We start from the raw sequence: 12,038 nt of genomic DNA, 5'->3' as shown, positions 1-12,038 counted from the left end.
CAACGAAATTTTTTGCCGCAGCACCTAAAACCCCAGGGTTTTGCTGTGTTTTTTAAGTGCTTGATTTCGTTAGATAAATTTGCTGAAGCAAAACCTTCACGACCCGGTAAAAGGGGCCTGAATGGCTGTGCGAAAAATCTGAGAAATAGGTCAGATATCAGAAATCCGCCTGATTCTACGATGGTGATGGCCGCTGCCCGCTTGTAGCGGGCGCGAAAGGCAACATCAATACATCCTGCTTTTAACAGGTGCAGAGGCAGGCCCTTGTAAGGATCAGGCCAAAGCAGTCACGGCTCTTCGGCTTTGAGTTCCTTTTCCATTTTTTGAAGTTCTTGCTGGAAAACCTGATCCTGAACGGTGGCGCGTTTACGCCAGGGTTTGCGTTCCGGTTCGGGTTGAGCGGCGTAAGTGGTGACTTCTCCGCCGTAAACTTCCTTGTAACGTTGTTCCTGGCGCTCTAGTTCCGCGCGCAGTTCGTCTTTCGTCACAGTGCTACCTGATTGAGTTTGGATAAATTCTGGTGAAAACGCGCTGTATCAAATCGACTGATCACGTTCGTTGAATGGGCAATGCCCGTCAAAGCATCGTTTTGGCAACGGCGTGATCAATACTTCCATGTCACAGGCGGCTACGACACCAGAGATAAATAGCTGACGTAGCTTCAGTTTCCTGTTTCAGCAAGCGCACTGACAAGGCTGTGCAATGCGGGTCTGGCGCTTGCTACGGGCAACGGCGATGGAACATCGCATTGCCGGGCAGCGGGTTCGGCAAGTAAAAAACCGAAGCGCTACTGAATTGTATTATAGCGGCCGATTTGAAGAACACTATCTCCAAAGAGTTAAAAGTGAATTTTGGTGTGTGACCGTTTTGTTGCTCAAAACTTGCGATTAACTGGAACGTCGACTGATACCACATCGCCGAGATGCCTTTCTGACGCCATTAAGCCGAGCAAGTTTCGGCACTTGGATTGCCTCATTAAGTCCTGTGGCGAGTCGATGTAAACAGAGGTTCGTGAGTCCGCGAAAAACCGGACATCAGCGGATCGGGCGATTGACAGGATGGATTGCGATTATCGGTCGAGCGTTCGATAATCGCCCGAAGATGACAGGCCGGGCTTGAGTGCCAGGCGGTAGCCCTTTGTAATAGCCGCTGATCCGAGTGGGTAAAAGGACCTTGTATGAACGATCAAATGCGCAACTCCTTCGCTTCAGTGGCTCCCCCCATCGTTGCCTCACCGGCCAAACGGATCCAGGCACTGACCGGCGACCCGGATTTCATGACGTCCCTGGCCCGTGGCCTGGCCGTGGTACAAGCGTTTCAGGAGCGCAAACGGCACCTGACCATCGCCCAGATCAGTCACCGCACGGAAATTCCCCGCGCCGCCGTGCGACGTTGCCTGCACACCCTGATCAAGCTCGGCTACGCCACCACTGACGGCCGCACCTATTCGCTGCTGCCCAAAGTGCTGACCCTCGGCCATGCCTATGTGTCATCGACGCCGCTGGCGGTTTCCGCCCAGCCTTACCTGGACCGCATGAGCGAGCAACTGCACGAGGCCTGCAACATGGCCACGCTGGAAGGTGATGACATTCTGTACATCGCCCGCTCCGCGACCACCCAGCGTCTGATTTCGGTGGACCTGTCGGTGGGCGGGCGCCTGCCGGCCTATTGCACGTCGATGGGACGGATTCTGCTGGCCGCGCTGGATGACACTTCGCTGGGCGAATACCTCGAACACGCCGAGTTGCAGGCCAAGACCAGCCGTACGATTCACACCCCCGAGGCACTGCTCGAATGCCTGCAGGAGGTGCGACAGCAAGGCTGGTGCATCGTCGACCAGGAACTTGAGCAAGGGCTGCGTTCGATTGCCGTCCCGGTGTATGACGCCTCCGGCCAGGTGGTCGCGGCCCTCAACGTCAGCACGCACGCCGGGCGAGTCAGCCGCAATGAGCTGGAACAGCGTTTTCTGCCTGGACTGCTGAGTGCCAGTCGCGACCTGAGTACCCAGTTGTTCTCCTAAGCTGTTCGATAAACGCACAGAGTCGCGTTCAGCGAATTGACGCTGTTTCCTGTGGATCATTACTGTCGCGACTGCGTCAGCCCCGGCTGACCCCTTTTCGACTGTGATCCACGGAATAAAAATAATGAACCAGCCTCAGTCTGCTGTAGGTAACTGCCTTGACGTGCAGTCCTTCATCAACGCTCAACCCATTTCGCGCTACCAGTGGCGGGTGGTGATCCTGTGTTTTCTGATTGTCTTTCTCGACGGCCTCGATACTGCGGCCATGGGCTTCATCGCGCCGGCGCTGTCTCAGGATTGGGGGATCGATCGTGCCAGTCTTGGCCCGGTAATGAGCGCAGCCTTGATCGGCATGGTCTTCGGTGCACTGGGCTCCGGTCCTTTGGCTGACCGCTTCGGGCGAAAAGTCGTACTGGTCGGGGCGGTGCTTTTGTTCGGCGCCTTCAGCCTGGCCTCGGCCTACAGCAGCAATGTCGATCAGTTGCTTGTGTTGCGCTTCCTGACCGGCCTGGGTTTGGGCGCCGGCATGCCGAATGCCACGACCCTGCTGTCGGAGTACACCCCGGAGCGCAAGAAGTCCCTGCTGGTGACCAGCATGTTCTGCGGTTTCAACCTCGGCATGGCCGGCGGCGGATTTATCTCGGCCAAGCTCATTCCGGCCTTTGGCTGGCACAGCCTGCTGCTGATCGGCGGAATTCTGCCGCTGATCCTCGCCGTCGTTTTGCTGCTTTGGCTGCCGGAGTCGGCGCGCTACCTGGTGGTGCGTAACCGCGGTACGGACAAAGTGCGCAAGGCACTGGCGCCGATTGACCCGACAATGGTGGCCCAGGCATCCAGTTTCAGCGTGCCGGAACAGAAAACCGTGAAGGCGCGCAATGTGTTCGCGGTGATTTTCTCCGGCACCTACAGCTTCGGCACCTTGCTGCTGTGGCTGACCTACTTCATGGGCCTGGTGATCGTTTACCTGCTGACCAGTTGGCTGCCGACGCTGATGCGTGACAGTGGCGCGAGTATGGAACAGGCCGCCTTCATTGGTGCGCTGTTCCAGTTGGGTGGCGTGTTGAGTGCGGTGGGCGTGGGCTGGGCGATGGACCGGTTCAATCCGCACAAGGTCATCGGCACTTTCTACCTGCTGGCCGGGGTGTTTGCCTACGCGGTAGGGCAGAGCCTGGGCGACATCGCGCTGCTGGCAACGCTGGTGCTGGTGGCCGGGATGTGTGTCAACGGTGCGCAATCGGCAATGCCGTCGCTGGCTGCGCGTTTTTATCCGACTCAGGGGCGGGCCACCGGAGTGTCGTGGATGCTCGGGATCGGTCGCTTCGGCGCCATCCTCGGGGCGTGGATGGGGGCGACGCTGCTGGGGCTGGGCTGGAACTTCGAGCAAGTGCTGACGGCGCTGGTGATACCGGCGGCGCTGGCGACCACGGCGGTGGTGATCAAGGGTATGGTCAGTCATGCGGATGCGACCTGACAGCCTGATCCGGAATCTCGTGTGATGTAGATGGCCTCTTCGCGAGCAGGGCTCGCTCCCACAGTTGATTGCAATCCTCTGTGGGAGTGAGCCCTGCTCGCGATGCTTTTGGGGATAGGTAGCCAGACAACAATGTGTTCGATAATCGAACGCTCAGTCGATTATCGGATTGTTTGGCCTTTTTCAGAAGCTTAACCTTCAGTCATTCCGGCGCTGCGCATCGGCGCCTTCTTCCACTGTCGGTTAATAACAAACGGGAGCCTGCCCCAATGGCTGAAATCCTTTCGCTGCACGACGCGGTGAAGCAATTCGTAAACGACGGCGATACGGTCGCGCTCGAAGGCTTTACCCACCTGATCCCGACGGCGGCGGGTCACGAAATCATTCGCCAGGGCAAGAAAGACCTGACCCTGGTGCGGATGACCCCTGACTTGATCTACGACCAGTTGATCGGTGCCGGTTGTGCCCGCAAGCTGATTTTCTCCTGGGGTGGCAACCCGGGTGTCGGCTCCCTGCATCGCCTGCGTGACGCGGTGGAGAAACAGTGGCCGCATGCGCTGGAGATCGAAGAACACAGCCATGCCGACCTGGCCAATGCCTACGTCGCCGGCGCTTCCGGCCTGCCGTTCGCGGTCCTGCGTGCCTACGCCGGTTCCGACTTGCCGAAGGTCAACCCGCTGATCAAATCGGTGACCTGCCCGTTCACTGGTGAAGTGCTGGCCGCCGTGCCTTCGGTGCGCCCGGACATTACCGTGATTCACGCGCAGAAAGCCGACCGCAAGGGCAACGTGCTGCTCTGGGGCATCCTCGGCGTACAGAAAGAGGCCGCATTGGCCGCCAAGCGCTGCATCGTCACCGTTGAAGAAATCGTCGACGACCTCAATGCGCCAATGAATGCCTGTGTGCTGCCCACCTGGGCCTTGAGTGCGGTTTGCCACGTACCTGGCGGCGCTCATCCATCCTACGCCCACGGTTACACCGAACGCGACAACCGTTTCTACCAGGCCTGGGACCCGATTGCCCGCGACCGTGAAACCTTCACCGCGTGGATCAACGAATACATCCATGGCAGCGCTGACTTCAGCGAGTTCCAGGCCAAACTGGCCGCCGCTTCGGAGGCGAAGTAATGACTTACACCACCAATGAAATGATGACCGTCGCCGCTGCCCGTCGTCTGAAGAACGGTTCAGTGTGCTTCGTTGGCATCGGTCTGCCGTCGAAAGCGGCCAACCTGGCGCGCCTGACGTCCTCTCCGGATGTAGTACTGATCTACGAATCGGGTCCGATCGGTGCCAAGCCGAGCGTACTGCCACTGTCGATCGGTGACGGTGAGTTGGCGGAAACCGCCGACACCGTAGTCCCGACCGGCGAGATTTTCCGTTACTGGCTGCAGGGCGGACGCATCGACGTCGGCTTCCTCGGCGCGGCGCAGGTCGACCGTTTCGGCAATATCAACACCACCGTGGTCGGCGATTATCACGCGCCGAAAGTGCGCCTGCCCGGTGCCGGTGGCGCGCCGGAGATTGCCGGCTCGGCCAAGAGCGTGCTGATCATCCTCAAGCAGTCGGCGCGTTCGTTCGTCGATAAACTCGACTTCATTACTTCGGTCGGCCACGGCGAGGGCGGTGATTCGCGCAAGCGTCTCGGCCTGCCGGGCGCCGGTCCGGTCGGGATCATCACCGACCTGTGCATCATGGAGCCGGAGGAGGGTACCCACGAGTTCGTGGTCACCGCACTGCACCCGGGCGTGACCCGCGAGCAAGTGGTCGCCGCCACCGGTTGGGCAATCCGTTTTGCCGACAACGTTGAGCAAACCGCCGAGCCGACCGACGTCGAACTGAGCGCGCTGCGTGATCTCGAGGCCCGTACTGCTGCCGCCCACGGCCAAGCCCCCGGAGAAGCGTGATGCGTGACGTTTATATCTGCGACGCGATTCGTACCCCCATCGGCCGTTTCGGCGGTGGTCTGTCGACAGTGCGTGCCGACGACCTGGCCGCCGTGCCGATCAAGGCCTTGATCGAGCGCAACCCGTCGGTGGACTGGAGCGCGGTGGACGAGGTGTTCCTCGGCTGCGCCAACCAGGCCGGCGAAGACAACCGCAACGTGGCGCGCATGGCGCTGTTGCTGGCCGGGTTGCCGGACAGCATTCCTGGCGTGACCCTCAATCGTCTTTGCGCTTCGGGCATGGATGCCATCGGCACCGCGTTTCGTGCTATTGCCAGCGGCGAGATGGACTTGGCGATTGCCGGCGGTGTCGAGTCGATGTCCCGTGCACCGTTCGTGATGGGCAAGGCCGACGCAGCGTTTTCGCGCAACATGAAGCTTGAAGACACCACCATCGGTTGGCGCTTCATCAACCCGCTGATGAAAGCGCAGTACGGCGTGGACGCGATGCCTCAGACCGCTGACAACGTGGCCGACGACTACAAAGTCTCCCGCGAGGATCAGGACGCCTTTGCCTTGCGCAGTCAGCAGCGCACCGCCGCCGCGCAAGCCGCCGGGTTCTTCGCCGAAGAAATTGTCGAAGTACGGATTGCCCAGAAGAAGGGTGAAACCGTGGTCAGCCAGGACGAGCACCCTCGCGCCGACACCACTCTGGAAGCCCTGACCAGACTCAAACCAGTCAACGGCCCCGACAAAACCGTCACCGCCGGCAACGCCTCCGGAGTGAACGATGGCGCAGCGGCGTTGATCCTGGCCTCGGCCGAAGCCGTGAAGAAACACGGCCTGACCGCCCGCGCCAAAGTGCTGGGCATGGCCAGCGCCGGTGTCGCTCCTCGGGTGATGGGCATCGGCCCGGTGCCGGCGGTGCGCAAACTGACCGAGCGCCTCGGTGTGGCGGTCAGCGATTTCGACGTGATCGAACTCAACGAAGCATTCGCCAGCCAGGGTTTGGCGGTGCTGCGTGAACTGGGGATCGCGGACGACGCGGCCCAGGTCAACCCGAACGGTGGCGCGATTGCCTTGGGTCACCCGTTGGGCATGAGCGGCGCGCGATTGGTGTTGACCGCGTTGCATCAGCTGGAAAAAACCGGCGGCAAGAAAGGTCTGGCGACCATGTGCGTCGGCGTCGGCCAGGGGCTGGCTTTGGCGATCGAACGTGTCTGACACACCCCGTCGGCCAACAAGAACTGAGGAACGTGTAATGACTGACAAACCTGGATACCGTCGCCCGCAGGCCGGCACTCAGCCGGAATACCTGCACCCGACCTATCAATCCACCAACTTGCGCTCGCCGTCCAAGCCGTTGGTGTTCCTGCCCCATTCGTTGTCGGAAGTCACCGGGCCGACCATCGGCGCCGAGCGCATCAACGAGAAGGACAACGACCTGACCGCCCAGCACCAGGGTGAACCCCTGGGCGAGCGCATCATCATCCACGGCCGTGTGCTGGATGAAAACGGTCTGCCGGTGCCGGGGATTCTGGTCGAGATCTGGCAGGCCAACGCCGCCGGTCGCTACGCCCATGCTCGCGACCTGCACGACGCACCGCTGGACCCGAACTTCACTGGCACCGGCCGCACCGTGACCGACGCCGATGGCTGGTATCAGTTCCAGACCATCAAGCCTGGCGCTTATCCATGGGGTAACCACCACAACGCGTGGCGCCCGGCGCACATCCACTTTTCGCTGTTCGGGCCGAGCATCCTGACGCGCCTGGTGACGCAGATGTATTTCCCGGGTGACCCGCTGCTGGCATACGACCCGATCTACAACTGCGTGCCCGATACCAGCGCCAAAGAGCGTTTGATCGCCACGTTCGATCTGGAAAAAACCATCCCTTCCTATGCCCTCGGCTATCGCTGGGACATCGTATTGCGCGGCCGCGACGCCACGCCGATGGAGAAATAAGATGACGCTGACTGCGACCACGTCCCACACCGTCGGGCCGTACTACCATATCGGCCTGACCTGGCTGAACCGTGAAAACCTGACCGTCGAACAAACCCTGGGCGAGCGCGTGGCGATCACCGGGCAAGTGGTCGACGGCAATGGCGACATCGTCAACGACGCGATGCTGGAAGTCTGGCAGGCCAACGCCGCAGGCAAGTATGACCACCCCGAAGACGACCAGGACAAACCCCTGGACCCGAACTTCGAAGGCTTTGGTCGGGTGCCGGTGGATGCCGAAGGACGCTTTCGCTTCACCACCATCAAGCCGGGTACGGTTGAGGGGCTCAAAGGCGCGACTCAGGCACCGCATCTGGTGGTACTGGTGTTTGCCCGTGGCCTGGTAAAGCACCTGCTGACACGGATTTACTTCGATGGCGAGGCGGCGAATGTGAACGATCCGCTGCTGGAGTGCGTGCCGGCCGAGCGTCGGGGTACTTTGCTGGCGAAGAAGGATGCAAGCGGTGTGTACCAGTGGAACGTGATTCTGCAGGGCACTGATGCCGAGACGGTGTTCTTCGATTATTGAGTAACTCACAAAACCCTGTAGGAGCGAGCATGTTCGCTCCTACAAGGGATCGCGTTACTGAGCTATCTGTGGAACGGGGCTGTTGCAAAGTGTGTCTAGACTCTCACTGTCCCCATTGAGTGAAAAACAATGACAACGCCAACCGCTACACCCGCGCTATATACCGGCGAAGAGCGCAGAAAACGGATCTTTGCCATTGTCGGCGCCTCGTCCGGTAACCTGGTCGAATGGTTCGACTTCTATGTCTACGCCTTCAGTGCGATCTATTTCGCCTCGGCCTTTTTCCCCTCCGACAACCCCACGGTGCAGTTGGTCAATACCGCGGGCGTGTTTGCCGCCGGGTTCCTGATGCGACCGATTGGTGGCTGGATTTTCGGGCGCTTGGCAGACAAGCACGGGCGCAAGAATTCGATGTTGATCTCGATTCTGATGATGTGCTTCGGCTCGTTGCTGATTGCTTGCCTGCCGACCTACAGCAGCATAGGGATCTGGGCGCCGATTCTGTTGTTGTTTGCACGGTTGCTCCAGGGCCTGTCGGTAGGCGGCGAGTACGGCACCACCGCCACCTACATGAGTGAAGTCGCCCTCAAGGGGCAGCGCGGTTTCTTCGCTTCGTTCCAGTACGTAACGCTGATTGGCGGGCAACTGCTGGCGGTATTGGTCGTGGTGATCCTGCAACAGTTCCTCAGTGAAGACGAGTTGCGTGCCTACGGTTGGCGGATTCCATTCGTGGTGGGTGCCATGGCGGCGCTCGTGTCGCTTTATCTGCGCCGTTCGCTGAAAGAAACCACCAGCAAGGAAATGCGCGAGAACAAGGACGCCGGGAGCATCAGCGCACTGTTCCGCGACCATAAAGCCGCGTTCATCACTGTACTGGGTTACACCGCCGGTGGTTCGCTGATTTTCTACACCTTCACCACGTACATGCAGAAGTACCTGGTGAACACCGCCGGCATGCCGGCCAAGACCGCCAGCTACATCATGACCGGCGCGCTGTTCCTCTATATGTGCATGCAACCGGTTTTCGGCATGCTCGCCGACAAGATCGGCCGGCGTAACTCGATGCTCTGGTTCGGCGCCCTCGGCACGCTGTTCACTGTACCGATCCTGTTGAGCCTGAAAAGTGTCAGTAGTCCGTTCCTGGCCTTTGTGTTGATTACCCTGGCGCTGGCGATCGTCAGTTTCTACACCTCCATCAGTGGCCTGGTGAAAGCCGAGATGTTCCCGCCAGAGGTGCGTGCACTGGGTGTCGGCCTGGCGTATGCGGTGGCGAATGCGATCTTCGGCGGTTCGGCGGAATACGTGGCCTTGAGCCTCAAGGCTGTGGGCATGGAAAACTCCTTCTACTGGTACGTCACGGTGATGATGGCGGTGGCGTTCCTGTTCAGCCTGCGTCTGCCGAAACAGTCCGCGTACCTGCAACACGACCTTTGATCTTTTCGCGCGGGCCGTAGTGGCCCGCGCCTCCAGGAATTGTTTATGAACCAGCGACCGGGCAATCAATTGTTCGATGCCTATTTCACTGCCCGCGATATGCGTGACGTGTTCTGCGATCAGGGCCGGGTTCAGGCCATGCTCGATTTCGAAGCGGCACTGGCTCGGGCCGAAGCGCGGGTCGGGTTGATTCCGTCGAGTGCTGTCGGGCCTATTGAAGCAGCTTGCAGCGCCGGACTTTACGACTTTGCGGCGTTGGGCGAGGCGATTGCCACAGCAGGTAACTCGGCGATTCCCTTGGTCAAGGCGCTGGGCAAACAGATCGCGGCGACCGATGCCGAAGCCGAGCGTTATGTACATTTGGGTGCGACCAGTCAGGATGTGATGGACAGCGGCCTGGTGCTGCAACTGCGCCGCGCACTGGAACTGATCGAAAGCGATCTGGCACAACTGGGTCAGACCCTGGCGACGCGGGCCCAACATTATGTGGCCACGCCGCTGGCCGGGCGCACCTGGTTGCAACACGCAACGCCCGTTACTCTCGGCATGAAAATCGCCGGCTGGCTGGGCGCGGTGACGCGCAGTCGCCAACGCCTGGCTGAACTCAAGCCACGGCTGCTGGTGCTGCAATTGGGCGGTGCATCCGGGACCCTGGCGGCCCTTGGTGAACAGGCCATGCCGATTGCCCAGGCGCTGGCCGAAGAGCTGCAACTGACCTTGCCCGATCAGCCATGGCATACCCAGCGTGACCGCGTGGTGGAGTTCGGTGCGGTACTCGGCCTGATCGCCGGCAGTCTCGGCAAGCTCGGTCGCGACATCAGCCTGCTGATGCAAACCGAGGCCGCCGAAGTGTTCGAACCCTCGGCGCCGGGCAAGGGCGGTTCCTCGACCATGCCGCACAAGCGCAATCCGGTGGGCGCGGCGGTGCTGATCGGCGCGGCGACTCGCGTACCCGGTCTGCTCTCGACGCTGTTCAGTGCCATGCCCCAGGAACACGAGCGCAGCCTCGGCCTGTGGCATGCCGAGTGGGAAACCCTGCCGGAAATTTGCTGCCTGGTGTCGGGCAGCCTGCAGCAGGCGTTGGCGATCGCCCAAGGCCTGGAAGTGGATGCCGGGCGCATGGCCCGCAACCTCGATCTGACCCAGGGCCTGGTGCTCGCCGAAGCAGTGAGCATCGTCCTGGCGCAACGGGTTGGGCGCGACACCGCGCATCATCTGCTGGAGCAATGCTGCAAACGCGCCGTGGCCGAACAACGTCATCTGCGCGCGGTACTCGGCGACGAACCACAAGTGACCGCCGAACTGTCGGCTGAAGAACTCGATCATCTGCTGGACCCCGCCCATTACCTCGGCCAGGCCCATGCCTGGGTCGAGCGGGCGGTGGCTGAACATTCTGCATTGACTGCCTGAAGGAGACTGCTGTGGCTTTTGTACAACTCGCCGAGGGCGAACTTCATTACCAACTCGATGGACCGGTCGATGCGCCGGTGCTGGTGTTGTCCAACTCACTGGGCACGGACCTGCACATGTGGGATGCGCAAATCCCGGCGTTCTCCGAGTATTTTCGCGTGTTGCGTTTCGACACCCGCGGTCATGGCCAGTCATTGGTAACGCCGGGGTCTTACAGCATCGAGCAACTGGGTCGCGACGTGCTGGCGTTGCTGGATGCCCTGCACATCGAACGGGCACATTTCTGCGGTCTGTCCATGGGCGGACTGATCGGGCAATGGCTGGGCATCAATGCCGGCGAGCGCCTGAACAAGTTGATCGTGTGCAACACCGCGGCAAAAATCGGCGATCCATCGGTATGGAACCCGCGTATCGAAATGGTGCTGCGTGATGGTCAGGCGGCCATGGTTGCCCTGCGCGATGCGTCGATTGCCCGCTGGTTCACCCCGGATTTCTCCGAGGCCAACCCGGCGGCAGCCAAGCAGATTACCGACATGCTGGCGGCCACTTCACCTGAAGGTTATGCGGCCAACTGTGCGGCCGTGCGCGATGCCGATTTCCGTGATCAGTTGTCCTCGATCAAGGCGCCGCTGCTGGTGATCGCCGGCACTCAGGATGCGGTCACGCCGCCATCGGGCGGGCACTTCATTCAGGAACATGTGCAGGGTGCCGAATACGCCGAGTTCTATGCTGCGCACTTGTCCAACGTGCAGGCCGGCGCTGATTTCAGCGAACGCGTACTGGCGTTCCTGCTGGCTCGTTGAGGGAAATTCCGTGGACGAGAAACAACGTTACGACGAAGGCATGAACGTCCGGCGCGCGGTACTGGGCGACGCTCATGTCGATCGCAGCCTGACTACCCTGACCGAGTTCAACTCGGAGTTTCAGGAAATGATCACCCGCCACGCTTGGGGCGACATCTGGACCCGCGAGGGCCTGCCGCGCCACACCCGCAGCCTGATCACCATCGCCATGCTGATCGGCATGAACCGCGAGGGTGAACTCAAACTGCACCTGCGCGCTGCCGCCAACAATGGCGTCAGCCGTGGCGAGATCAAGGAAGTGATCATGCAGAGCGCGATCTATTGCGGCATCCCGGCGGCCAATGCGACGTTCCATCTGGCCGAGTCGGTGTGGGATGAGCTGGGGGTTGAGTCGCGGGAGTAGATCCGGCGATTTTTGTTGCTTGAGCCAACGCCATCTCGAGCGTGTTCGCGATGGTCGATAGCGATAACGAGCTCATCCT

At 60.6% G+C, this 12,038-nt stretch carries 12 protein-coding genes; 11 read left to right on the top strand and 1 reads right to left on the bottom strand.

The window, feature by feature from the left end:
• Positions 1–287: 287 nt before the first annotated feature.
• Entirely contained in the window at positions 288–488 is a 201-nt protein-coding gene (locus CAF65_RS06540) for a hypothetical protein (protein ID WP_007986337.1), read from the bottom strand.
• Between the two features lie 689 nt (positions 489–1,177).
• Here CAF65_RS06540 and pcaR point away from each other — a divergent pair.
• The 11 genes from pcaR (at position 1,178) to pcaC (ending at position 11,959) form a co-directional block, all read left to right on the top strand.
• Positions 1,178–2,020, top strand: coding sequence for a pca regulon transcriptional regulator PcaR (pcaR, locus tag CAF65_RS06535; RefSeq protein WP_085715569.1), 843 nt, complete (start codon positions 1,178–1,180; stop codon positions 2,018–2,020).
• Positions 2,021–2,144: 124 nt separating this feature from the next.
• On the top strand, positions 2,145–3,491 hold the full coding sequence (locus tag CAF65_RS06530; protein ID WP_085715568.1) for an MFS transporter: 1,347 nt from the start codon (positions 2,145–2,147) through the stop codon (positions 3,489–3,491).
• A 269-nt stretch (positions 3,492–3,760) separates the two neighbouring features.
• Positions 3,761–4,618, top strand: a complete 858-nt coding sequence (locus tag CAF65_RS06525; protein WP_008016482.1) for a CoA transferase subunit A — start codon at positions 3,761–3,763, stop codon at positions 4,616–4,618.
• Positions 4,618–5,397, top strand: a complete 780-nt coding sequence (locus CAF65_RS06520) for a CoA-transferase subunit beta (protein ID WP_085715567.1) — start codon at positions 4,618–4,620, stop codon at positions 5,395–5,397. The genes CAF65_RS06525 and CAF65_RS06520 overlap by 1 nt, the downstream gene beginning before the upstream one ends.
• Positions 5,394–6,599, top strand: a complete 1,206-nt coding sequence (gene pcaF, locus CAF65_RS06515; protein ID WP_178076662.1) for a 3-oxoadipyl-CoA thiolase — start codon at positions 5,394–5,396, stop codon at positions 6,597–6,599. The genes CAF65_RS06520 and pcaF overlap by 4 nt, the downstream gene beginning before the upstream one ends.
• 37 nt (positions 6,600–6,636) lie before the next feature.
• Complete coding sequence (gene pcaH / locus CAF65_RS06510; protein ID WP_085715565.1) at positions 6,637–7,341, top strand: protocatechuate 3,4-dioxygenase subunit beta; 705 nt, start codon at positions 6,637–6,639, stop codon at positions 7,339–7,341.
• Position 7,342: 1 nt separating this feature from the next.
• Positions 7,343–7,909: a protocatechuate 3,4-dioxygenase subunit alpha gene (pcaG, locus tag CAF65_RS06505; protein ID WP_085715564.1), complete on the top strand. Its 567-nt coding sequence runs from the start codon at positions 7,343–7,345 to the stop codon at positions 7,907–7,909.
• Between the two features lie 129 nt (positions 7,910–8,038).
• Positions 8,039–9,343: an MFS family transporter gene (locus CAF65_RS06500; RefSeq protein WP_085715563.1), complete on the top strand. Its 1,305-nt coding sequence runs from the start codon at positions 8,039–8,041 to the stop codon at positions 9,341–9,343.
• A gap of 45 nt (positions 9,344–9,388) precedes the next feature.
• Positions 9,389–10,753, top strand: coding sequence for a 3-carboxy-cis,cis-muconate cycloisomerase (locus tag CAF65_RS06495; RefSeq protein WP_085715562.1), 1,365 nt, complete (start codon positions 9,389–9,391; stop codon positions 10,751–10,753).
• A gap of 11 nt (positions 10,754–10,764) precedes the next feature.
• The gene (gene pcaD / locus CAF65_RS06490; protein WP_085715561.1) at positions 10,765–11,556 is read left to right on the top strand and encodes a 3-oxoadipate enol-lactonase; all 792 of its coding nucleotides are present in this window, start codon (positions 10,765–10,767) and stop codon (positions 11,554–11,556) included.
• Positions 11,557–11,566: 10 nt separating this feature from the next.
• On the top strand, positions 11,567–11,959 hold the full coding sequence (pcaC, locus tag CAF65_RS06485; protein ID WP_085715560.1) for a 4-carboxymuconolactone decarboxylase: 393 nt from the start codon (positions 11,567–11,569) through the stop codon (positions 11,957–11,959).
• The last annotated feature ends 79 nt before the right edge of the window (positions 11,960–12,038 follow it).

This window comes from Pseudomonas sp. B28(2017) (assembly GCF_002113025.1).
Taxonomy (GTDB): domain Bacteria; phylum Pseudomonadota; class Gammaproteobacteria; order Pseudomonadales; family Pseudomonadaceae; genus Aquipseudomonas.
This window is presented reverse-complemented; position numbering and strand designations above follow the sequence as displayed.

What these genes read in the sequence shown, in the direction of transcription:
- CAF65_RS06520 (WP_085715567.1), top strand. Translation starts at nt 4,618, where the DNA reads ATGACTTACACCACCAATGAAATGATGACCGTCGCCGCTGCCCGTCGT.
- CAF65_RS06500 (WP_085715563.1), top strand. Translation starts at nt 8,039, where the DNA reads ATGACAACGCCAACCGCTACACCCGCGCTATATACCGGCGAAGAGCGC.
- CAF65_RS06530 (WP_085715568.1), top strand. Translation starts at nt 2,145, where the DNA reads ATGAACCAGCCTCAGTCTGCTGTAGGTAACTGCCTTGACGTGCAGTCC.
- CAF65_RS06525 (WP_008016482.1), top strand. Translation starts at nt 3,761, where the DNA reads ATGGCTGAAATCCTTTCGCTGCACGACGCGGTGAAGCAATTCGTAAAC.
- pcaR (WP_085715569.1), top strand. Translation starts at nt 1,178, where the DNA reads ATGAACGATCAAATGCGCAACTCCTTCGCTTCAGTGGCTCCCCCCATC.
- pcaG (WP_085715564.1), top strand. Translation starts at nt 7,343, where the DNA reads ATGACGCTGACTGCGACCACGTCCCACACCGTCGGGCCGTACTACCAT.
- CAF65_RS06495 (WP_085715562.1), top strand. Translation starts at nt 9,389, where the DNA reads ATGAACCAGCGACCGGGCAATCAATTGTTCGATGCCTATTTCACTGCC.
- pcaH (WP_085715565.1), top strand. Translation starts at nt 6,637, where the DNA reads ATGACTGACAAACCTGGATACCGTCGCCCGCAGGCCGGCACTCAGCCG.